Origin of the sequence: Nocardiopsis sp. LOL_012 (assembly GCF_048060475.1) — a bacterium.
GTDB lineage: Bacteria > Actinomycetota > Actinomycetes > Streptosporangiales > Streptosporangiaceae > Nocardiopsis.
In genome coordinates, this window is the sequence record NZ_JBHMIV010000008.1 from 104,523 (window position 1) to 125,679 (window position 21,157).

Annotated in this window: 18 protein-coding genes; 7 read left to right on the forward strand and 11 right to left on the reverse strand. The window is 72.8% G+C overall.

Features of this window, described 5'->3' with window-relative positions:
- Positions 1 to 52: 52 nt before the first annotated feature.
- Positions 53 to 2,335 carry an SCO7613 C-terminal domain-containing membrane protein gene (locus ACFHWE_RS07530; RefSeq protein WP_416599883.1) on the forward strand — a complete coding sequence of 761 codons (2,283 nt, stop codon included), beginning with the start codon at positions 53 to 55 and terminating at the stop codon, positions 2,333 to 2,335.
- A 39-nt stretch (positions 2,336 to 2,374) separates the two neighbouring features.
- Here the strand turns inward: ACFHWE_RS07530 and ACFHWE_RS07535 are convergent, their stop codons facing one another.
- The 3 genes from ACFHWE_RS07535 to ACFHWE_RS07545 form a co-directional block, all read right to left on the reverse strand.
- Positions 2,375 to 3,760 carry a PhoH family protein gene (locus ACFHWE_RS07535; RefSeq protein WP_416599884.1) on the reverse strand — a complete coding sequence of 462 codons (1,386 nt, stop codon included), beginning with the start codon at positions 3,758 to 3,760 and terminating at the stop codon, positions 2,375 to 2,377.
- A 282-nt stretch (positions 3,761 to 4,042) separates the two neighbouring features.
- Entirely contained in the window at positions 4,043 to 4,804 is a 762-nt protein-coding gene (locus ACFHWE_RS07540; RefSeq protein ID WP_416599885.1) for an isoprenyl transferase, read from the reverse strand.
- An 87-nt stretch (positions 4,805 to 4,891) separates the two neighbouring features.
- Positions 4,892 to 5,503, reverse strand: a complete 612-nt coding sequence (locus ACFHWE_RS07545; RefSeq protein ID WP_416599886.1) for an RNA polymerase sigma factor — start codon at positions 5,501 to 5,503, stop codon at positions 4,892 to 4,894.
- Between the two features lie 249 nt (positions 5,504 to 5,752).
- On the opposite strand from ACFHWE_RS07545, the gene ACFHWE_RS07550 reads away from it, so the two are divergent.
- On the forward strand, positions 5,753 to 7,117 hold the full coding sequence (locus tag ACFHWE_RS07550) for a serine/threonine-protein kinase (protein ID WP_416599887.1): 1,365 nt from the start codon (positions 5,753 to 5,755) through the stop codon (positions 7,115 to 7,117).
- Here ACFHWE_RS07550 and ACFHWE_RS07555 read toward each other — a convergent pair.
- Genes ACFHWE_RS07555 through mca form a run of 3 tightly spaced genes read right to left on the reverse strand, consistent with a single transcriptional unit; the run spans position 7,104 to position 10,327 of the window.
- Entirely contained in the window at positions 7,104 to 9,149 is a 2,046-nt protein-coding gene (locus ACFHWE_RS07555; RefSeq protein WP_416599888.1) for a thioredoxin domain-containing protein, read from the reverse strand. The two genes, ACFHWE_RS07550 and ACFHWE_RS07555, sit on opposite strands and share 14 nt — an antisense overlap.
- Before the next feature lie 55 nt (positions 9,150 to 9,204).
- Positions 9,205 to 9,438, reverse strand: a complete 234-nt coding sequence (locus ACFHWE_RS07560; RefSeq protein WP_416599889.1) for a hypothetical protein — start codon at positions 9,436 to 9,438, stop codon at positions 9,205 to 9,207.
- 4 nt (positions 9,439 to 9,442) lie between these two features.
- Positions 9,443 to 10,327 (reverse strand): mycothiol conjugate amidase Mca, encoded by an 885-nt coding sequence (gene mca, locus ACFHWE_RS07565; RefSeq protein WP_416599890.1) that lies wholly within the window; start codon positions 10,325 to 10,327, stop codon positions 9,443 to 9,445.
- Positions 10,328 to 10,502: 175 nt separating this feature from the next.
- Here mca and ACFHWE_RS07570 point away from each other — a divergent pair, with 175 nt between their 5' ends.
- From ACFHWE_RS07570 to ACFHWE_RS07580, 3 genes are all read left to right on the forward strand, one after another.
- Entirely contained in the window at positions 10,503 to 10,892 is a 390-nt protein-coding gene (locus tag ACFHWE_RS07570; RefSeq protein ID WP_416599891.1) for a DUF4307 domain-containing protein, read from the forward strand.
- A 137-nt stretch (positions 10,893 to 11,029) separates the two neighbouring features.
- Positions 11,030 to 11,530, forward strand: coding sequence for a transcription elongation factor GreA (gene greA, locus ACFHWE_RS07575; protein WP_416599892.1), 501 nt, complete (start codon positions 11,030 to 11,032; stop codon positions 11,528 to 11,530).
- A gap of 120 nt (positions 11,531 to 11,650) precedes the next feature.
- The gene (locus tag ACFHWE_RS07580; RefSeq protein WP_416599893.1) at positions 11,651 to 12,196 is read left to right on the forward strand and encodes an RDD family protein; all 546 of its coding nucleotides are present in this window, start codon (positions 11,651 to 11,653) and stop codon (positions 12,194 to 12,196) included.
- Positions 12,197 to 12,207: 11 nt separating this feature from the next.
- Here ACFHWE_RS07580 and ACFHWE_RS07585 read toward each other — a convergent pair whose 3' ends face one another.
- Positions 12,208 to 13,536, reverse strand: a complete 1,329-nt coding sequence (locus ACFHWE_RS07585; protein WP_416599894.1) for a hypothetical protein — start codon at positions 13,534 to 13,536, stop codon at positions 12,208 to 12,210.
- A gap of 128 nt (positions 13,537 to 13,664) precedes the next feature.
- Positions 13,665 to 14,819: an FIST signal transduction protein gene (locus tag ACFHWE_RS07590; protein ID WP_416599895.1), complete on the reverse strand. Its 1,155-nt coding sequence runs from the start codon at positions 14,817 to 14,819 to the stop codon at positions 13,665 to 13,667.
- A 120-nt stretch (positions 14,820 to 14,939) separates the two neighbouring features.
- On the opposite strand from ACFHWE_RS07590, the gene ACFHWE_RS07595 reads away from it, so the two are divergent.
- Positions 14,940 to 16,367 (forward strand): sigma 54-interacting transcriptional regulator, encoded by a 1,428-nt coding sequence (locus ACFHWE_RS07595; RefSeq protein WP_416599896.1) that lies wholly within the window; start codon positions 14,940 to 14,942, stop codon positions 16,365 to 16,367.
- A 25-nt stretch (positions 16,368 to 16,392) separates the two neighbouring features.
- Positions 16,393 to 17,403 (forward strand): VWA domain-containing protein, encoded by a 1,011-nt coding sequence (locus ACFHWE_RS07600; RefSeq protein WP_416599897.1) that lies wholly within the window; start codon positions 16,393 to 16,395, stop codon positions 17,401 to 17,403.
- Between the two features lie 84 nt (positions 17,404 to 17,487).
- Here ACFHWE_RS07600 and ACFHWE_RS07605 read toward each other — a convergent pair whose 3' ends face one another.
- The 3 genes from ACFHWE_RS07605 to ACFHWE_RS07615 all read right to left on the reverse strand — a co-directional run bounded on the left by ACFHWE_RS07605 (position 17,488) and on the right by ACFHWE_RS07615 (position 20,883).
- Positions 17,488 to 18,633 (reverse strand): cystathionine gamma-synthase, encoded by a 1,146-nt coding sequence (locus ACFHWE_RS07605; protein ID WP_416599898.1) that lies wholly within the window; start codon positions 18,631 to 18,633, stop codon positions 17,488 to 17,490.
- Positions 18,634 to 18,700: 67 nt separating this feature from the next.
- Entirely contained in the window at positions 18,701 to 19,429 is a 729-nt protein-coding gene (locus tag ACFHWE_RS07610) for an acyltransferase (protein WP_416599899.1), read from the reverse strand.
- An 86-nt stretch (positions 19,430 to 19,515) separates the two neighbouring features.
- On the reverse strand, positions 19,516 to 20,883 hold the full coding sequence (locus ACFHWE_RS07615) for a cystathionine beta-synthase (protein WP_416599900.1): 1,368 nt from the start codon (positions 20,881 to 20,883) through the stop codon (positions 19,516 to 19,518).
- Between the last annotated feature and the right edge of the window lie 274 nt (positions 20,884 to 21,157).

Genomic DNA, 21,157 nt, shown 5'->3' on the forward strand with positions numbered 1-21,157 from the left:
ATGAGTACGCGTACCGATGCCGCCGCCCCCCGAACCAGCCAGGATGATGCCTATGGAGCAGACCCCGCTACCGCGGCCGGCGCACTGGTGCCCGAGCTGCCGCCTCCCGCTGCCAACCGCCGAGTCCCCGCCCGCCTGCCCGCGCTGCCGTCTTCCCCTCGTGGGCCCCGACGCCCAGGAGCTGTGGCGTATCGACACGGAACTGGCCGGACTCGACGCGCGGCGGAGCGTGCTGCTCGGCGAGCGCTCCGCCCTGCTCCACCGGATGCGCGCCCCCTCGCCCACTGCGGCGGGCGTCCCCCGGCCTCCGGGCGGTGCCCCGGCGCCCGTCGGGCCCGCCGAGGTCACCGGGCGCTCGGCCCAGAACGCGATCCTCGGCGTGGGCGGCCTCCTCGTCGGCATCGCCGCCCTGGTCTTCGCGGTCTGGACGTGGAGCGACATGGGCACCGGAGCACGCGCCACCGTGCTCGTCCTCACCACCATGGCCTTCGCCGGGACCGCCAGCCTCCTGCTCAGGCGAGGGCTGAAGGCCACCGCCGAGACTTTCGGAGCCCTCACCTCGGGACTGCTATTCGTCGACGCCCTGGCCCTGTACCTGCTCTCGGACGGAGCCTTCGACGGCCTCGCCTACTGGTCCGTCGCCCTGGCCCTGGTCAGCGCCCTGATGCTGCTGTACACCCTGGCCGTCCCACTGGCCGTGCCCCGAATCCTCGCGGTCCTGTGCGCCCAGCCGGTCGCCGTGCTCGCGGTCCTCGCGGTCACGGACGGCGACGGGGAGGCCTGGTTCGTCCCTGCCCTCGCCGTGACCGCTCTAGTCGACGCTGCTCTGGCCCGTGGGCTCGGCCCGCCGCGTTCCGGCGTCCCCGTCCACACCCTCGGAGCCGCCTCCCTGGTCCTGGCGTTCTGCGCGGTCGCCCTCGCGCTGCTCTTCCTGCTCGTCGACTCCCCGCAGGTCCTCTCCACCGGGTGGTGGGCCGCGGCCTGCGCCCTGTTCCTGGCCGGGGGGATGTTCCTGTTCCACGCACGCCGCCCGGAGGGCGAGCGCGGCCCGTGGACGGCGGTGTCGGCGACCGCCGGACTCACGGTCCTGGCGGCGGTGGCGCCGATCACCGGAGTGACGGGGGCCTCGGGGTCCCTGGTGCCACACGTGGCGACGGTCCTCTCGGCGGCGATCCTGGCCGTGGGCCTGGTCGCCCTGCTCGTGCCCCGGATGCTGGCCCGCGCCGTCGCCGTGGTCGCCCCCTCGGCCCTGCTCACCCTGCCCCCGCTCCTGGAGACGGAGCCCCCCGTCTCCGTCGCCTGCGCGCTCGCGGCCGGTTCGGCGCTGGTGGTGTGGTCCGCGCGCCTCCGGGACCCGTGGACCGCGTGGGTGCCGATGGCGACGGGGCACCTCGCCCTGCTGACGGGGCTGGCATGGGCACTGCCCGGCACGGACGCCCTCACCGCCACCGCCGCCCTGGCCTGCGCCGTGGCGTGCGCGGCGGGCTGCGCCCCGGCCCGCACCCGGCTCGTGGCGGCGGTCACCTCCGCGACGGCGACGGTATCCGCGGGAGCCTTCGCGCTGGTCCTGCCGCTTTCCCTGGAGGTATCCGTCCAGTACGCCGCCCTGGCACCGATCGCGGTGGCGGTGGCGGTGGCCGCGGCGGCGTACCGGCTGCCCTCCCCCCGTCTGGAGTGTGCCGAGGCCGCGGCGGCCCTGTGGGCGGTGGCGGCCCTGCTGTCCGCGGTGGCAGTCGGCACCAGGGCCGAGCTCATCGCCTCGGCACTGGCGGTGGTCGGCGTGACCGCCCTGGCGAGTGCCCCCCGACCCCGACGCGGGTGGCTCGCCGCCGTGGGCGCCCTGCTCATGTTCGCCTCACTGTGGACGGTGCTCGCCGCGTGGGACGTGGACGTCCCCGAGGCCTACACCGCGGCGCCCGCCGCCACCGCGCTGATCGTGGGCTGGCTGTGGAGCCGCCGCGCGGCGTCCCCGCCGTCCAGTCGGGCGGCCTACGGGGGCGGGCTCGCCCTGCTGCTCCTGCCGACCGTGGCCGTGTTCCTGTCCACCGACACCGGGCTGATCTGGCGTCTGGCAGCCGTGGTGTCGGCGGGGCTGGCCGTGATGGTGTGGGGGCTGCGCGCGCGTCTGCAGGCCCCGCTGCTCATGGGCTCGCTGGCCCTGATCGCGGCCTCCCTGCGGGCCTTCGGACCGCCCCTGTGGGACCTGGTGGTGCTGCTGCCCAACTGGGTGCCGTTCGCCGCCGCCGGCGCGGTGCTGTTGGCCGTGGGCGCACGCTACGAGGCGCACCTGGCCCGGCTACGCCGCTGGGGTTCGGCCCTGTCCGACCTGAGGTGAGCGGGGGCGCGGACCCCGTGTCCGCGCCCCCGCCCCCGGTCAGTTCTCCAGCATCTCCGTGACCAGAGCGGCGATCGGGGACCGCTCCGAGCGCGTCAGGGTGACATGGGCGAACAGCGGGTGCCCCTTGAGCTTCTCGATCACCGCGACCACGCCGTCGTGGCGGCCCACACGCAGGTTGTCGCGCTGGGCGATGTCGTGGGTGAGCACCACCCGCGAGTTCTCACCCAGGCGGGAGAGCACGGTGAGCAGGACGCCGCGCTCCAGCGACTGCGCCTCGTCCACGATCACGAAGGCGTCGTGCAGGGACCGGCCGCGGATGTGGGTGAGCGGCAGGACCTCCAGCATGCCCCGGTCGGTGATCTCCTCGATGACGTCCTCGCTGGTCACCGCGGACAGGGTGTCGTGGACCGCCTGTCCCCACGGGTTCATCTTGTCGTTCTCGGTCCCGGGCAGGTAGCCCAGTTCCTGCCCGCCCACCGCGTACAGCGGACGGAACACCATGACCTTGCGGTGCCTGCGGCGCTCCAGGACCGAGTCCAGGCCCGCGCACAACGCCAGCGCGGACTTGCCGGTGCCAGCCCGCCCGCCCAGGGAGACGATGCCGACGTCGGGGTCGGTGAGCAGGTCCAGGGCGATCCGCTGCTCGGCGCTGCGCCCGTGCAGGCCGAACACGTCGCGGTCGCCGCGCACCAGGGCCACCGACTTGTCGGGGCGCACGCGCCCCAGCGCCTTGCCGTGCTCCGAGACCAGGACCAGCCCGGTGTGGCAGGGCAGGTCGCGGGCCTCCTCGATGTCGCTGCCGCCGTTCTCGAACAGTTCGCCGATCCGGTGCGCGGGGACGTCCAGTTCGGCCATACCGGTCCACCCGTGCTCGATGGCGAGCTCGGCCCGGTACTCGTCGGCCCGCAAGCCGATCGAGGAGGCCTTGATCCGCATCGGCAGGTCCTTGCTCACGAGGACGACGTCGCCCTCGGCCACCTCGGCCCGCGCCTCCCCGGGCTCGGTGCCGTGCGGCGAGAGCTGGAGGTTGCGCGCCACCGTGAGGATGCGGGTGTCGTTGTCGCCGAGCCGGAAGCCGGCGGGGAGGACACTCGGGTCGCTGTGGTTGAGCTCCACACGGAGGGTTCCACCGTGCTCGTTCACCGGCACCGGGTGGTCCAGGCGGCCGTGGGCGACACGCAGGTCGTCCAGCAGACGCAGGGCCTGGCGGGCGAAGTACCCGAGTTCCGGGTGGTGACGCTTGCTCTCCAGCTCGGTGATCACCACCACGGGAATGACGACCTCGTGCTCGGCGAACCGGCTCATGGCCAGCGGGTCGGCGAGCAGGACACTGGTGTCGAGCACGTAGACGCGCGTGCCCGCCGTCACCTCCGAGGCGATGGGGGACTGTGTGTCACGGCGATCGGTCGAGGAACTAGCCACTCGTTCTCCCCTTGGGCGCCGCTGGGGCGCCCTTGTGTCACGGGATCATGGAGGACCGGGACCTGGCCCCAGGGGGCCGGACCCGGCCCCCCTCGTTGACTTTCCGCGGTGACGGAGGAGTGCAATGAGTCGGGGCCTCCCGTACGGGTGGATGCGCACCACCCGTCCGATCCGACGCTACGCGCTCATCGTCCGGTTTTCCAGAGTCTCGACCCACATATGCGTGAACACCGGTTGACGCGGCGGCTCCCTGGTGGGTGGCCTCCCGCCGGGGAAACCGGGTCAGGAACCGAAACGCCGGTTGCGTGCGCCGTAGGAGCGCAGCGCGCGCAGGAAGTCCACCCTGCGGAAGGCGGGCCAGTGGACCTCGCAGAAGTAGAACTCCGAGTGCACGCTCTGCCACAGCATGAACCCGGACAGGCGCTGCTCGCCCGAGGTGCGGATGAGCAGGTCCGGGTCCGGCTGGCCGCGCGTGTACAGGTGCCGGGCGATGTCCTCGATGTCCAGGCGCTCGGCCAGCTCGCGGACTCCGGTCCCCTTGGCCGCCTCCTCGTGCAGGAGGGAGCGCACTGCGTCGGCGATCTCGCGCCTGCCCCCGTATCCGACGGCGACGTTGACCACCAGGCCCGGGTTCCCGGACGTGGCCGCCTCCGTCTCCTTCAGGGCGCGCGCGGTGGAGTCGGGCAGCACGTCCAAAGCGCCGACCGGGCGGGTGTTCCACCCCTCCGAGCGCAGCCGCTCCACGGTGCGCTCGATGATGCGCAGCAGCGGGCGCAGCTCGGACTCGTCACGGCTCATGTTGTCGGTGGACAGCATCCAGATCGTGACGACCTGCACGCCGAGCTCGTCGCACCAGCGCAGCAGCTCGAAGATCTTGTCGGCGCCGGCGCGGTGCCCCTCCTCGGCTGCCTGCTTGCCGCTGCTGCGTGCCCAGCGCCGGTTTCCGTCGAGGACGACTCCGACGTGGCGCGGCATCTCCCGGCTGCTCAGATCGCGTTCGAGACGCCGCTCGTAGAGCCAGTACAGGGGGTCGCGTAGCCCCATGGGCGAAACCTCTCAGAGCTGAATCGGGAACGGCGCGCCTGCGGCGGGGCCGGTGGGGATGCTCCCAGAGTAGTTCGCCCGCGGAAGCTACGTCACGGTCAGGGACTTGCGCACGTGTTTGCGTCCCTGGTGGATGCGGGACTTGACCGTTCCCAGCGCGAGGTTGAGCTCGGAGGCGATCTCGTTGTAGTCCATCTGGCACAGGTCGCGCAGGACCAGGGGCGCCACCAGGTTGGGGCGGTCCTTCTCCAACTGGTCGAGGGCCTCCAGCAGGTCGATGCGGGATCCGGCGATCACGCTCGTGGTCCGGGGGTCGCGCTGGTGGGGCATGCGCTCGGCCTCGGTGGGGAACTCGACCGAGCGGCGCTTCATGGAGCGGTAGGTCTGGCGGGCGGAGTTGGACACCACCGTGTACAGCCAGGTGGTGAACAGGGAGTCGCCCTTGAAGCTGTCGATCTTGCGGGCCACACGCAGCAGAGCGTCCTGACAGGCCTCCTCCGCGTCCTGGCGGTAGGGCAGGAACCGGGAGCAGCGGCGCATCACCTCGGGCTGGATACGGCGGAGGAGGTCGTCCAGTGCCGCGGCGTCGCCGTCCCTGGCCCGCAGCGCCAGCTCCTCAAGCTCCTCGTCGACGTTGCCGGCGACCCGGCGTCTGGGCGCGGGCTTCGCTTCGTGGTCCGGTCGGTCACTCATAGCCATACTCTGCTCTCTCCCTGAATGCACGTACCCGGGGGTCCTAAGGCACGTCCTCGAACGCGGGAAGCGGTCGTCCGTCGGCACCACAGGCATGGTGCACCGCCGACGTCTCCGGGGTCCAGCGGGTTCCATGCTCTGAGACGGTCGGCACCCTCGGGGGAGGGGGATCATATCGACGGAAGACAGCGCGGGGGTGAAGATGGTGTATTAGTGGGCAACGACCGCGTATCCCCCGACAGTACCGAGGCGAGCATGAGCCAACCGGAGGCATTCGGACGTTACCGTGTGATCCGGCGCCTGGGCTCCGGCTCCTTCGCGACGGTGTGGTTGGCCCAGGACGACCTACTGAATTACCCGGTAGCCATCAAGGTACTCGCCGAGAACTGGGCGCACCAGATGGATATCCAGCACCGGTTCCTGGAGGAGGCGCGCATTCTGCGCCAGACCGACTCCACGTGGCTGGTCGCCGTCCACGATGTGGACGTCCTCCCCGACGGGCGGCCCTACATGGTGATGACCTACGCCGACCAGGGAAGCGTCGCCGACCTGGTCCAACGCGGCCAACTGCCACTGGACGAGGCGCTGCGGCTGCTGACCGAGATCGGCCAGGGCATCACCGTGCTGCACAACCACGGCACGATCCACCGCGACATCAAACCGTCCAACGTCCTGCTCCAGTCCTCCCCCGTGGGCCAGCGCGTCCTCGTGGCGGACCTGGGCTTCGCCAAGTCGATCGACGAGGCCTCCGGGTTCACGGCCGCGGCGGGCACCCCCGGGTACATGTCCCCCGAGCAGAGCATCCCCGGCGGTGACCTGGACGTCCGGTCCGACGTGTACTCGCTGGGCGCGGTCGCCTACGAACTCATCACCGGGCGTCCGCCCTCCCGCCCCCCGGTCAGGACCGCCCCTGGCCGGATCCGGCCAGGACTGCCTCCGGCCCTGGACGAACTCATCCTCTCCGCACTTTCGGTCGACAGGGAAAGTCGTCCAGCGGACGCCAAAACCTTCACCGATCGGGTCAGGGCCATCCGTATGGCCCCCGACCTCCCCCGGGCGGAGCAGTGGTGGCGCCGCTACCGGATGCCGTGGCACAGGGTCGGCGCTCTGGTCGCCTCCTGCGCGCTGGTGCTGGCGGGCACCACCGCCGCAGCGGGCCACCCGGGGGCTGAGCTCACCACCGTGCACTCCCGAACCCACGGCTTACGCCTGGGCGTCCCCTCGGCCTGGACCGAGGAGATCCACACCGACCTGGAGGCCCTCGTGGCCGGGGACGGCGGCCGGGTCGCGGCGGGCCTGCTCGTGGCGACCGACGCCGACGCCTGGCGCTCCACCGACCGGTCGGCCTACGGCGTCTACGCGGCGGTGCTCCAGGAACCCCTCTCCCCGGAGAGGCTCGCCGACGCCGCACCGTGTTCGGGCGCGCCGAACGAACGCGGCTTCGGCGACGCCCGGTGGCGGGGCACCGTCTGGGAGTGGCCCGAGTGCGGCGTCGGCGCCTTCACGAGCGCGTCGGTGCGCGCACCGGACACCGACACGTCCGTCTACCTGGAGATCCGCCAGCCCGACTACCGGCCCGGCCTGGTCAACGAGATCATCGGGGCGCTCAGGAGCGGGTGAGCTGCTCCGCCAGCTCCTCCGGAGAGGTCACGGGCAGCTTGCAGGTGAACCCCTCACAGACGTAGGCGGTGGCCCTCCCCCTGATCGGGGCGCGGCCGCGCAGCAGTGGCACGCCGCCGTCCTCCCGCCCGTCCCCGCGCGAGAGCACGGTCCCCAGCGGAGCCGAGCGCAGCGCCGTGCGGACGAGCTCCTCCGCCGCCGGATCACCGGGCTCCCCCACCACCGCGACGGCGCGGGGGCCGCTCAGCAGGGCCTCACCCACCGCCAGGCCCCACCCGGCGAATCGGGGGGCCTTCTCCGCCAGGACCGGGACGAGGGCCAGGGCGCCCTCGGCCGCGGCGCGGTGGCGCTCGGAGCCGGTCAGGGCCGCGTACGCCAGCAGGGCCGAGGCCGCCGCGGACCGGCCCGAGGGGGTGACGTTGTCCGTGGGGTCCTGTGGGCGGCTGAACAGCCGCTCGGCGTCGTCTGCCGTGTCGTAGAACCCGCCATCCCCGTCACCGAAGCGGTCCAGGACGGTCTCCAGCAGCCGCCCGGCCTCGTGCACGTAGGCGGCCCGCCCCGTGACACCGTGCAGGACGAGCAGCCCCTCCGCCACGTTCGCGTAGTCCTCCAGCACGCCCGTGCCGGGCCCGGCACGCCCGTCGCGCGAGACGCGTACGAGGCGGCCGTCGCGCACGTGCAGGTCCAGGAGCAGGTCGGCCGCGCTCCGGGCGGCCGCCACCAGGTCGGGCCGGTCCAGCAGGGCACCCGCCTCGGCGAGCCCCGAGACGGCCAGGCCGTTCCACGAGGCGACCACCTTGTCGTCCCGGGCCGGGGCCTCCCGCTCACCCCGGACGTTCAGCAGGGCCTGGCGGACCCGTTCGTAACGTGCGGTGTCGGCGGGGGGCTCGCGCAACTGGAGCACGGAGGTGCCGCGTTCGAACGTGCCCTCTTCGGTGACGCCGAACACGCGCGCGGCGAAGCCGGCGTCGTCGGGGCCGAGGGCCTCGCGCAGGCGCTCGGGCGTCCACACGTAGTAGGTGCCCTCCTCGCCCTCGCTGTCCGCGTCCAGGGACGAGGCGAACCCTCCCTCGGGGGTGCGCAGGTCGCGCACCATCCAGTCCGCCGTCTCCTGCGCGATCCGGGACATGAACGCCCGGTCGGCGGACTCGGCGGGACCCTCCTCCCCCGGCACGAGCGGGCGCCGCGCCATCCGTGCGTAGGCGCGCACCAGCAGGGCGTTGTCGTAGAGCATCTTCTCGAAGTGGGGCACCACCCACGCCCGGTCCACCGAGTAGCGGGCGAAACCGCCGCCGAGCTGGTCGTACATGCCGCCGCGGGCCATCGCCAGCGCGGTTCCCCAGGCCATGCGTCCGGCGGGGGCGGGCCCGTCCCCGCCCTGGAGGGGGAGGGTCCGCTCGTGCTGGGCGGTGAGGAAGGACAGCAGCATCGACGGCGGGAACTTGGGTTCGGTGCCGAAGCCGCCGTTGGCGTGGTCGTACTCGCGCACGAGCGCCCGGACCGCCGCGTCGAGCCGCTCCGCGGTGGGCGGCGGCGCGCTCCTGAGCGTGCGCGGCCCACCGAGAGCGTCGACCACCCGCTGCCCCTGGTCGGTGAGTTCGCCGCGCTGGTCGCGCCAGGCGGTGGCCACCCCCTCCAGCAGCCGCCGGAAGTGGTCCCGGGGGAAGTAGGTCCCGCAGTAGAACGGGGCGCCGTCGGGGGTGGCGAACACCGTCATGGGCCACCCGCCCTGGCCGGTCATGGCCTGGGTGGCCTCCATGTAGACGGCGTCGACGTCGGGGCGCTCCTCGCGGTCCACCTTGACGTTGACGAACAGCGCGTTCATCAGCCGCGCGGTCTCGGCGTCCTCGAAGGACTCGTGCGCCATCACGTGGCACCAGTGGCAGGCGGCGTAGCCCACGGAGATGAGCACGGGCACGTCACGGCGGCGCGCCTCCGTGAACGCCTCCTCGCCCCAGGGCCACCACTCCACGGGGTTCTCGGCGTGCTGTAGCAGGTACGGGCTGGTCGCGTCGCTCAGACGGTTGCTCATGCCTCCCACTGTGCCACCCGGGGTCAGGCGGGTGGCGGTCAGGGAAGGCCCACCGTCAGGACCGGCTCTCCTCCTCGGCCGACGCGGCCGCAGGGCCCGTGCCCTCCCGCTCCGCGTCGGCCCCGACGTTCAGAGCGCGCAGCTTGCCGGTCATGCTGCGCATCAGGTAGTACAGCGCGAGGCCGACCGCGAAGATCGCGAGGAAGCCGAGCACACCGGGGGTGACGGTGTCGGTGTCCAGGTCGACGGCGCCGGCCAGCACCACCGCGGACGTGGGAAGCGTGTTCATGTCCCTATGCTCTCACCGTCTCCGCGACACCCGCGAAGAGGTCCTTCTCGGGGACCTCGGTGTCGACCAGGGACCGGACCAAGTGGTACTCCTCCGTCGGCCAGGCCTCGGCCTTGATCTCGTTGGGCACGGCGAACCAGAATCCGTTCGGGTCCACCTGGGTGGCGTGGGCCTTGAGCGCCTCGTCGGCGGTGTCGAAGTAGTCGCTCACGTGCACGCGGGTGGTGATCTCCCACTGCGGGAAGTCCTTGCCGCGCTCCTTGATGCGCTTCATCCACTCCTCGAACGGGTTCTCCATGCCCCGTGCGGCGAGCGCCGCGGCCACGGCCTCGAAGCGCTCCGGTGGGAAGGACACGAAGTAGTAGAGCTTGAGGGGCTGCCACGGGTCACCGGAGCCGGGGTAGGCGTCCGGGTCGCCCGCGGTGTCGAAGGCGTGCATCGACACCTTGTGGGTCATGATGTGGTCCGGGTGCGGGTAGCCGCCGTTCTCGTCGTAGGTGAGGATGACGTGCGGGCGGAAACGGCGCACCGAGGCCACCAGCGGCTCGGCGGCCTCCTCCACGGGCAGGGTGGCGAAGGAGCCCTCCGGCAGGGGCGGCAGGGGGTCGCCCTCGGGCAGGCCGGAGTCGACGAACCCGGCGAACTCCTGTTGCACGCCGAGGATCTCCCTGGCGCGCTCCATCTCCTCCCTGCGGACCCGGGCGATGTTCTCCCGGATCTCGGGGCGCTCCATGGCCGGGTTGAGGATGTCGCCGCGTTCGCCACCGGTCATGGTGACGACCAGCACATCGGCGCCCTCGTTCACGTAGCGCGCCATGGTGGCCGCGCCCTTGCTGGACTCGTCGTCGGGATGGGCGTGCACGGCCATGAGGCGCAGGCGCTCAGACAATGAAGGCTTCTCCTTGGTTTCTGTGAACGGCGTGCCCGGTGCCGCCCGGGCCCCCGCGGCACGAGCGACTCAGGCGCGGGCCGGGTAGGGGGCAGGTGGGGTCGGGGATATCTTAGACAACGCCGAACCCTCGTTCGGAGATTCCCGCAATGTCAGCGACCCGGAAGAAGCAGCCGTGAACAGTGCCGACGCCTCGCCAGCGCTCCGCAAGCGCCACGGTAACGGCCCTCTCTTCTTCGTCTTCGGGACGGTCTTCGCCGTCCTCACCGCGGTCGGCTGGGGCTTCTCCGTGATGAGCTACAGCGGACTCTCCGGGAGCGTGTACCACCAGGTGGTGTCCTATGACACCAGCGCGGAGGACGAGGCGGGCATCACCTTCGAGGTCAACAGCCAGGACGGTGCCGAGTGCCTGGTCACCGCGCTGGACGCCCAGCACGTGGAGGTGGGCCAGACCCGCGCCTCCGTCGAGGCCGGGAACCGGATGGTGACCACGAGCGTTGACACGGTTCGACAGGCTTCCACGGTAGAAGTTGCCTCTTGCAGGGAACAAGACCCGGAAAGCTGATCCGCCTACCCTCCCCTCCGGCCCCGGGCCGGAGCGGACCGACGAGGGACCCGTGCGCCTCAGGCGTGCGGTGCTACTCTCGTGAGTTCAGCTCTGGCCGCCTGGTGGCCATGGCTACGAGTACACAAGGAGTTCCCGTGACCCAGACCCGCGACGACAACGTCACCTGGCTCACCCAGGAGGCGTACGACCGGCTCAAGGAAGAGCTGGGCCGCCTGACGGGACGTGGGCGCATCGAGATCGCGGAGAAGATCGAGGCGGCCCGGGAAGAGGGCGACCTGAGGGAGAACGGCGGCTACCACGCCGCCAAGGAGGAGCAGGGCAAGATGGAGGCCCGCATCCTCCAGCTCACCGAGATCCTGCGCACCGCACGCGTCGGCGAGGCCCCCCGTACCGAGGGTGTGGTCGGCCCCGGCATGACCGTCACCGTCAAGTTCGACGGCGACGACGAGGAGGTCACCTTCCTCCTGGCCTCCCGCGAGGAGAGCGGCTCCCCCATCGACGTGTACTCGCCGAAGTCGCCCCTGGGCTCGTCCATCAACGGCAAGAACGTCGGCGACAGCGTGAGCTACAAGCTGCCCAACGGCAAGAGCCTGGCGGTGGAGATCATCGACGCGGTCCCCTACACCGGCATGTGAGCGGCCCCGGCGGTGGGACGGGACGCACCCGAACCACCGCCGGATCGGTAGCGTCGGAGAACTCGGTGGCTCCCACGGGCGCCGCCGCGCAACCGACGCAAGCGACGTGAGGACACCCCGATGGCCATGCCCTACCCGCGTCCGCCGGGCCCCCGCTACGGAGCCGTCCCCGGCGGCCTGCCGCAGCACCGCCCGCCGTGGCCCGGAGGACCGCGGCGCGCGGGCTTCGGCCGCCGCCTGGGCGCACGGTGCATCGACTACGTCCTGGCGCTGGTGACGGCGGTGGCGCTGTTCATCCTCATGGCGCTGCTCGTGGTCCTGCTCACCGGCAGCGACGAGACCAGCGACGCCCAGGGCGAGGTGTGGGCCTTCCTGTTCTTCTTCGGCTGGGGCGCCCTGCTGTTCTTCTACGACTGGCTGTTCCTCGCCGCCTGGGGCGCGACCGTCGGCAAGATGATCGTGGGGGTCAGGGTGGTGCGCACCGACGGCGGACCGCTCACGCAGGGCCAGTCCGTGGGCCGCTCCGCCTTCTTCGGCCTGCCGCAGACCCTGCCCGTCCTGGGCAACCTCGCCGCACTGGGCGAGTCCATGGCCGCGCTCAGCGAGGACCGTCTGGCCCTGCACGACCGGGTGTGCGGGACCGTCGTCGTGCGCACCCGCCACTGACCGGGCCGGGCTCACGGCTCGGGTGAGCACTCCCGGGCGTCGGCGCCGCCGTCCGCGAACACCGCCGGGACGTAGTCGCCCTCCCCGATCCGGTACCAGACGCCGCCCGTGCCGAACGGGCCTCTGACCTCGTCCCCGTCGATCCTGCACCGCACGTCCACGACGGCGCTGTGCGCGGCCAGCCCAACCGCGCCGTGCTCCCGGCCGGGACCGCCGCGCACGATCACGGGGTCCTTCCGGCTGGCGGTGGTGATCCTGGCGCGGGAGCCGTACTCGGCCGTCCACAGGTAGTCGACGTCCACCCATCCGTTGGTGGGCAGTTCGAGCCCCTCCCGGAACGCGCCGTCGGCCAGGTCGATGCCGGCCGGGTTGCGGACCCTGCGGCCGAACCCGTCGAGACCGCCGTTGTGGCCGTCGTGGTAGGCGGCCTGGGCCTGCGGCCGGCCGTGGGCCAGGTCCGGCCACGCACTCCGGGACGCGTTCCAGTGGTCGTCGGTGGTGTTCCACGGGCCCACGTCCCACACCGGCAGGTAGGCGCAGCGCCGCTCGTGCCCCTCGACCTCCCCGACCGGCGGGTGCGGGCCCAGGGCCCCGGTGGTGCACACCCGGACGGTGTACTCGCCCGTCTCCCGTGAGGCCAGCGCCCGGCGCGAGGGCAGCGCCGCGAAGTGGTCGTCGGCCCGGACGGTGTGCCCGTTGGCGGTGGTCGCCCCCACCAGGCCGATCCGGGTGGCGAAGAGCCGCGCGGAGAACGGTGCGTCCGTCTCCCTCCCGGGCTCCCCCTCCCCCTCGGTCCCGTAGCCGTCGTAGCCGTAGCCGTAGCCGCCGGTCCCCCTCCGCTCCCCGGCGTCCTCCACCGGGCGCACCCGCAGCCCGGCGAGCGCGGCGTCCTCCTTCTCCACCTCCACGCGCAACTGCACCCAGGACACCGGTTCGGGCAGGGCCACCCGGTCGCCGCGGGAGGCCGGGTGCCACTCCGTCCACATCCCGTCCCCGCGCAGGCCCCGCGCCTCGACCAGCAGGTCCCGGAGGTCGCCCTCGGCGCGGACGCTCACCTCCAGGCGGTCGGCGGCAGCGTCCAGGCGCTGCTCCGGGAAGACCGCCAGCCCGCCGACGGCCCCGCCGTCGCCGGAGCGGGCCGCCGTGCCCTCCTCCGCGGTGTCCTGGTCCAGGCGCAGCGCGCCGGAGGACAGGACCAGTCCGACACGGTCCGCGGACGCCAGGTTCTGGGTGATCCACTCGGCCTCCGCGAGCGCCGGGGCCGCCGGGGCGAGCAGTGCGGCGGCGCTCAGCAGCGCCAGGCTCCGCAAGGCCGCAGGGTGACTCCGTGTGTCCGACATCGCCTCTTCTTCCCCCCGAAGTGTTCTATATGAACACTCTCAGTAAGCTTCCTGAGGCGGCCACACTCAAGGAGCCCACACCGGGGTGTCGGCGTCGCCAAGGTAAAAGTCCGGTCTGCGCGGCTCCGTCAGTCGGCGAAGGCCAGCAGGCAGGCCGTGAACCCGTGCAGGTGGTTGACGCCGCCGACCGGACCGATCTCACCGGCGGCGAAGAACCCGGCCACGGAACCCGCGCCCAGGATGCGGCGGACGGCCAGCACGTCGTGGTCCGGGCGCGGGAACAGGGAACCGCCCCGGCCGTTGCAGGAGAACAGCAGCCCCCCGCCCACATCGTTGCGTGTGCCGAAGTCCGTCAGCCTGCGGGTCAGGTCCTCGTCCGCCGACCCGGCGTCCCGCACCTGGAAGCGCACGGTCTGGCCGACCTCGACCATGTCGCCCACGGTCAGCGTCCCTGGTTCGGGGTCGGCCCCGACGATCATCCGGACCAGGAAGTCGCCCTGCTCGTGCTGCTCGGAGTACTCGTCCATGGCGATACCGATGTGCAGCCCCTGGGCGGCGAGCTCCTGTTCCTCCTCCGGCAGCGACTCCAGCAGGGACTCCAGCTTCGCGTAGGCGCTCTCACCCGCCAGTTCCAACAACAGGTTGCCCTCCGCCTTGGTGACGGTCATGGCGGGTCCGATCGGGCGGCACCCCTGGCTGACGACGGTTCCGAGCACACCCTCGCCGCCGATGATCACACCGACCGCGCCGCTGTCGACGACCTCGCCGTCCTGGAAGAGCCGCACGGACCCCTCCCCGTGGGCCCCGTCGGCCAGCCCTCCGACCAGCGGCAGGCCGCCCAGCGCGGGGGTGGACTCCCTGACGAAGGCGGGTGTGGGGAACTCGTAGGGGTTGGAGAGCAGGATCGCCGCCTTGTCGCGCGGGCCGGGCTCGCTCATCCCCACGACCGCGAGGTGGTCCTCGTCCAGGACGGTGTCCAGCCGGAAGGGCGTGAGGTCGACCCCGGGGAGTCGGGCGCACCACACACTGACCGCGCCCCGGTCCTCGACGCCGCGGCCGTCGCCGATCACCCCGGTGCAACTGCACCCCAGGGTGACCGCGCCCGGCGCGAACTCCATGATGTGGCGACCCGCGAGCGCGACCTCGTCCGGATCGGCCCCGCTGATGAAGAAGCAGACCAGATCGGGCACCGCCCCGACCTGGTCCAACGCGCTCAGGACCGCGCGTTCGGCCGCGTTCACGAGGTCGGCCCCCGTCGTCAGTGCATCGCCGAACCGTGCCACCGGCCGCCACCCCTCCTTCACCGGCCCTCCCGGCCGGACGTCGACCCCGCTGTCTGCCGACCATTGTCCCACTCCGTCCCCCGGGCGACACCCGGCTTTCCAAGCCCTAGACTCTCTGCGATGACGTCGGCCACACCCCCCAAACAGCCCGACGGCCTCCCCGCCACCCGGGAGGCCCTGCGCGACTCCGGGCACCTCCACCGGCCCGTGGCCGCGGAGATCCGCGAGAACCTCCTGCACCGCATGGGCGCGGGCCTGCCGCGCTTCCCCGGCCTGCACGGGTTCGACACCACCGTCCTCCCCCGGATGGAGCGGGCACTGATCGCCGGGCACGACATCGTGCTCCTAGGCGAGCGCGGCCAGGGCAAGAGCCGCCTCATCCGCACCCTCGCCGGGCTCCTGGACGAGTGGTCGCCCGCGGTCGCGGGGTGCCCCGTCAACGACCACCCCTTCGCGCCGGCCTGCCCACCGTGCCGGGAACGGGCACAGCGCGAGGGGGACGGCCTCCCCGTGCTCTGGCGGCACCGCTCCGAGCGCTACGGGGAGAAGCTCGCCACCCCCGACACCGGCGTGGGCGAGCTCATCGGCGACGTGGACCCCGCCCGCCTGGCGGAGGGCCGCTCCCTCGGCGACCCCGCGACCATCCACTACGGCCTCGTCCCACGCGCCAACCGGGGGGTGTTCTGCGTCAACGAACTGCCCGACCTGCCAGCCCGCGCCCAGGTCGCGCTCTTCAACGTCCTGGAGGAGCGGGACCTCCAGGTGCGCGGGTACACACTGCGCCTACCGCTGGACCTGCTGCTCGTCGCGAGCGCCAACCCGGAGGACTACACGGCCCGGGGACGCATCGTCACTCCGCTCAAGGACCGTTTCGGCTCCCAGGTGCGCACCCACTACCCGCTGGGCACGGCGGAGGAGATCGCCCTGATCCGACAGGAGGCGGCGCTTCCCGAGAGCACGGCCGTCCCCGCCCACCTGGTGGAGGCCCTGGCCCGCTTCACACGCCTGGTGCGCGACTCCAAGCGAGTCGACGGGCGTTCCGGGGTGTCCGTGCGCTTCTCCGTGGCGGCGGCCGAGACCGTGGCCGCGTCGGCCCTGCGCAGGGCCGCCCTGGCGGGCGGCGAGGTCCCCGTGGCCCGGGTCTGCGACCTGCCCGCCGCCGTCGCCCCGCTGCTGGGCAAGGTGGAGTTCGAACTGGAGGCGGAGGGCCGTGAGGAGGAGGTCCTGCACGCGCTCCTGCGGCGGGCCGTCGCCGAGACCTTCCGTGCCCGCCTGGGCGGGGCCGACCTGGACCCGCTACTGGAGCGCTTCTCCGGCGGCGCCACCGTCGAGACCGGCGACCTGGTCACCGCGGCCGAACTCCTGCGGCGCGTCGGGACGGTGCCCGGCCTGGCCGCGCTGATCGAGTCGGCCGCTCCGGAGGCCGAGGACGGACCGCCGACACCCGGCCTGGCGGCGGCCGTGGTGGAGTTCGCACTGGAGGGGCTCCACCTGGAACGGCGCCTGTCCAAGGACACCGCCCCAGACGGGGAGAGCTACCGCTTCTGACACCGGCGGCCGGAAGGAGGCGCGGATGAGGTACCGGTACCGTTCGTTCACCGGCGGCCCCGACCCGTTGGCGGACCCGCTGGCGGAGCGGCCCGAGAGCGTGCCGCTGCGAGAGGCGCAGACCGCGTCGCCGGGTGGGGCCGACCCGGAGGCCGGATCCGAGGCCCCCGGCGGGCTCCTGGCCCCGCCGGGGGCGGACCGGCACGGCCTGTCCCCGCGTGAGCTGCGCCGTCTGGCCGACACTGCGCTGCGCGACCTCGAACGCTCCTCCCGCGGCCGCGTCGGCGGACACCGCGCGGGGGCAGCCCCCGGAACAGAGCCGACCGGCACCGACCTGCCGTGGGAGGGCGACGACCGGCCCCTGGCACCGGTGGCCACCGTACGGGCCGCCGCCCTGCGCCGCAGCGCCCCGGCCGAACGCGCGGTCCCCCTGCGGGCCGAGGACCTGCGGGCCGCCGAGACCGAACCGGTCGGAGCGGCGGCGGTGTCGCTGCTGGTCGACCTGTCGCACTCGATGGTGGTGCGCGGGCTGCACGACGCGGCCACCCGCACCGCGCTGGCACTGGACGCACTGGTGCGCGCCCACCACCCCGGAGACCGCCTCCGGATCATCGGGTTCGGGGAGAGCGCCCGTGTACTGACCCCGGGGACGCTGGTCGCCCACCGGTGGCGGGACTCCCCCGGCACCAACCTGCACCACGCGCTGCGCCTGGCGCGCGCGCACGCCCGGCGCCACCGCGGGCTGCCCTCGCGGGTGTTCGTCGTCACCGACGGGGAGCCCACCGCCCACGTCGACGGGGGCGGGCTCCCCCGGTTCGCGTGGCCGCCCGATCCGCGCACCGCCGAGGCCACCCTCGCGGAGCTGGACGCCCTGGTGCGCGAGGACGCCGATACGGTGTTCTTCCTGCTCGCCGACGAACCGGGCCTGCGCGACTTCGCCGCCCGGGCCACCCGGCGGCGCGGGGTGCGCCTGGTGCGCGCCGACGCGGCCGCACTGGGCCCTCTCGTGGTCGGCCGCTACCTCAGGGAGCCCTAGGAGCTGTTTCTTGAACGCGGTGCCGCACCGCAGGGGGGGGTGCGAGGGCGCCCACGGGGCTGGCGGAGGTTCAAAAAACACAGCCTAGTCCTTCAGGGCCTCCAGCAGGTCGGCGACCAGGTCGTCGGCGGACTCGATGCCTACGGAGACGCGGACCAGGTCGGCCGGGACCTCCAGGGCGGACCCGGCGGTCGATGCGTGGGTCATCCGCCCGGGGTGCTCGATCAGGGACTCCACCCCGCCCAGGGACTCGCCCAGGACGAAGACCCGGGTGCGCTCGCACACGCGCAGCGCCGCCTTCTCACCGCCCGCGAGCGCGAAGGAGACCATCCCGCCGAAGGAGCGCATCTGCCGCTCGGCGACCTTGTGGCCGGGGTGCCCGTCCAGGCCGGGGTAGTACACCCGGCTGACCGCCGGGTGCCCCTCCAGGGCCGCCACGACCCGTTCGGCGTTGGCGCTGTGCCGGTCCATGCGCACACCCAGGGTCTTGATGCCGCGCAGCGTGAGCCAGGAGTCGAACGGGCCGGGGACCGCGCCCATGGTGTTCTGGTGGAAGGCCAGGCGCTCGCCCAGACCGGCGTCGGCCGCCACCAGCGCCCCGCCCACCACGTCGGAGTGCCCGCCCAGGTACTTGGTGGTGGAGTGCACCACCACGTCGGCGCCCAGGTCCAGCGGCCGCTGGAGGTAGGGCGAGGCGAAGGTGTTGTCGACGACGTGGAGCGCGCCCGCCTCGTGGGCGATCGCCGCGACCGCCTCGATGTCGGTGATGTTGAGCAGCGGGTTGGTCGGCGTCTCGGTCCACACCAGGCGGGTCCGGGGACGCATCGCGGCGCGTACCGCCTCCGTGTCGGTCTGGTCGACGGCGTCCCAGGCCACGCCCCACCGCTGGAGCACCTCGGAGACGAGGCGGAAGGTGCCCCCGTAGGCGTCGCCGGGGATGACGATGTGGTCGCCGGGGGCCAGCACGGTGCGCAGCAGGGTGTCCTCCGCCGCCATCCCGGAGGCGAAGGCCAGGGCGCGCGCACCGGACTCCAGCGCCGCCAGGCACTCCTCCAGCGCGGTTCGGGTCGGGTTGCCCGTGCGGGAGTACTCGTAGCCCTGCCGCAGTCCGCCCACACCGTCCTGGGCGTAGGTGCTGGTCTGGTAGATCGGCACCGCCACGGACCCGGTGCCCGCGTCCGGTTCCTGCCCCGCGTGGATGGCCAGTGTCTCGAAGCCGTCGAAGGTCATGCCCCAACCCTAGCGATCACGGCCCCGTCCACCCGGCCGTTCGGAAGGGCGCGCGGGGCGCGTCCGGTCAGCAGGGCGGGAAGTGGCTGTGCGTTCCGGGTTCGGGCGGCTCTTCGGGGACCCCCGGTGGCAGGCCGGTGGAGGGGGTGGGCACCCGTGTGGGCGTGCCGTTCCCGCGCATGGGGGGATCCCAGCCGAGTTCGGGGTCGTGGGTGCGCACGACCCTGCCGGGGACGCCCGCGATCACGCTGTGGTCGGGGTAGTGGCCGGGACGCACCACGGTTCCGGCGGCGACCACGCAGTTGCGGCCCAGGTGGACGCCGGGCAGGACCACGGCGTTGGCGCCGAGCCAGGTGCCCGGGCCGATGGTCACCGGGTCGTCGACGGGCCACTGGAGGCCGACGGGGGCCTCGGTATCGGTGTAGCTGTGGTTCTGGTCCGTGATGTAGACGTAGGGGCCGGTGTAGACGTGGTCCCCGATGTCCACGGACTTGTGCGCGACGATGTGCGATCCGCGCCCGATCGCGCAGCCCGACCCGATCCGGACCACGGGGTCGGGGCCGAGATCGTAGCCGGGGCCCATCCCCGCGGCGAGGGTCATGTCGGCGCCCAGCACCGTGCACTCACCGATCTCGATCCACGGCTCCCCGTAGACGGTGGCGACGGGGAAGGCGATGGACGAGCCCGCACCGAAGCGGCGGAACCTCCGCCCCGCTCTGGAGTCCGCCCGGATCTCGGCCTTGTTCCTCGCGTACGACCACAAGGAACGGATGGTCCAGGACAACAGCCGCGACACGCGCGCTCCCCTTTATTACCTGCCAGTAATGATGTCGGGAAGGGTAGCAGTGCCCCGGTGCCGGTCGGCCCGCCAGGCCCTCCCCTTCAGCCGGACAGGTGCGCCAGCAGGTCCTGCCGGGTGAGGATGCCCGTCGGACGGCCGTCGCGCAGCACGACCAGGGCACCGGAGTCGCGCAGCAGGCGCACGCAGTCGCTCACCGGCGTCCCCGTGCCCACGCTGGCCAGGGGACGTCCCATGTGACCCTCCACCGGATCGGTCAACTGGGCGCGGCCGTCGAAGAGCGCGTCCAGGACGTCGCGCTCGGCGATGGAGCCGACCACCTCCGCCGCCACCACCGGCGGCTCCTCCTTCATCACCGGCAACTGGGAGACCCCGTACTCGCGCATGATCGCCACGGCGGTGCCCATCGTCTCGTGGGGGTGGGTGTGCACGAAGTCAGGCATCTCCCCGCTTTTGGCGTCCAGGACCTGCCCGGCGGTGGCCTCCCCGGTCTCGGCCGACAGGAACCCGTAGTCGGCCATCCACTCGTCGTTGAAGATCTTGCCGAGGTAGCCGCGGCCGCCGTCGGGCAGCAGGACGACGATCACGTCGTCGGAGCCCGCGCCCCGGGCCACCCGCAGCGCGGCCTCGACCGCCAGGCCGCAGGAGCCGCCGACCAGCAGTGCCTCCTCGCGTGCCAGCCGCCGCGTCATGAGGAAAGAGTCCTTGTCGCTGACCGCCAGCACCTCGTCACACACGCCCGTGTCGTAGGTGCCCGGCCAGATGTCCTCCCCGACCCCCTCGACCAGGTAGGGACGGCCGGTGCCTCCGGAGTAGACCGACCCCTCCGGATCGGCGCCCACGATCCGCACGCGCCCACCGGAGACCTCCTTGAGGTAGCGCCCCGCGCCGGTGATGGTCCCGCCGGTACCGATGCCCGCGACGAAGTGCGTGACGCGCCCCTCCGTCTGCTCCCAGATCTCCGGTCCTGTGGACCGGTAGTGCGACCGGGGGTTCTCCGAGTTCTCGTACTGGTCGGGCTTCCAGGCGCCGGGGATCTCGGCGGCGAGACGGTCGGAGACCGAGTAGTAGGACTCGGGGTGGTCGGGGGCGACGGTGGTGGGGCAGACCACGACCTCGGCCCCGTAGGCGCGCAGCACGGCGAGCTTGTCGGCCCCCACCTTGTCCGGGCAGACGAACAGGCAGCGGTACCCCTTCTCCTGTGCCACCATCACCAGACCGATCCCGGTGTTGCCGGAGGTCGGTTCGACGATGGTGCCGCCCCGGCGGAGGTCGCCGCTCTTCTCAGCGGCCTCGATCATGCTCAGGGCTATACGGTCCTTGACCGAGCCGCCGGGGTTGAAGTACTCGACCTTGGCGAGAACGGTCGGGGCGAGACCCTCGGTGACCTTGCGCAGGCGGACGAGCGGGGTGCCGCCGACCAGATCGATCAGTGAATCGTGTACCCGCACTGTGGGCTCCCTGGGTGTCTGAGGGGGACCGGGTCCGCGGCCCGCCCGAACCTCGCCCCGGCCGGTTCCGCCCGGGACCGCGGGCCGATGTGCGGCCCGCATCACCCTCAGACCCTAGTCCGTGACCCTGGGAAACTCCCGTCCCCAGCGTCGGGGCCGGTCGGCGCCCGGGTCCGGCGGGAGGGGAGGACGGTGTCCCCCCGGGGATACGTGACGCGGCGCGGCCGCCTCGGTAACCTCACATGGGTACCACCCGCCTCGGAGCGGGCGGGGG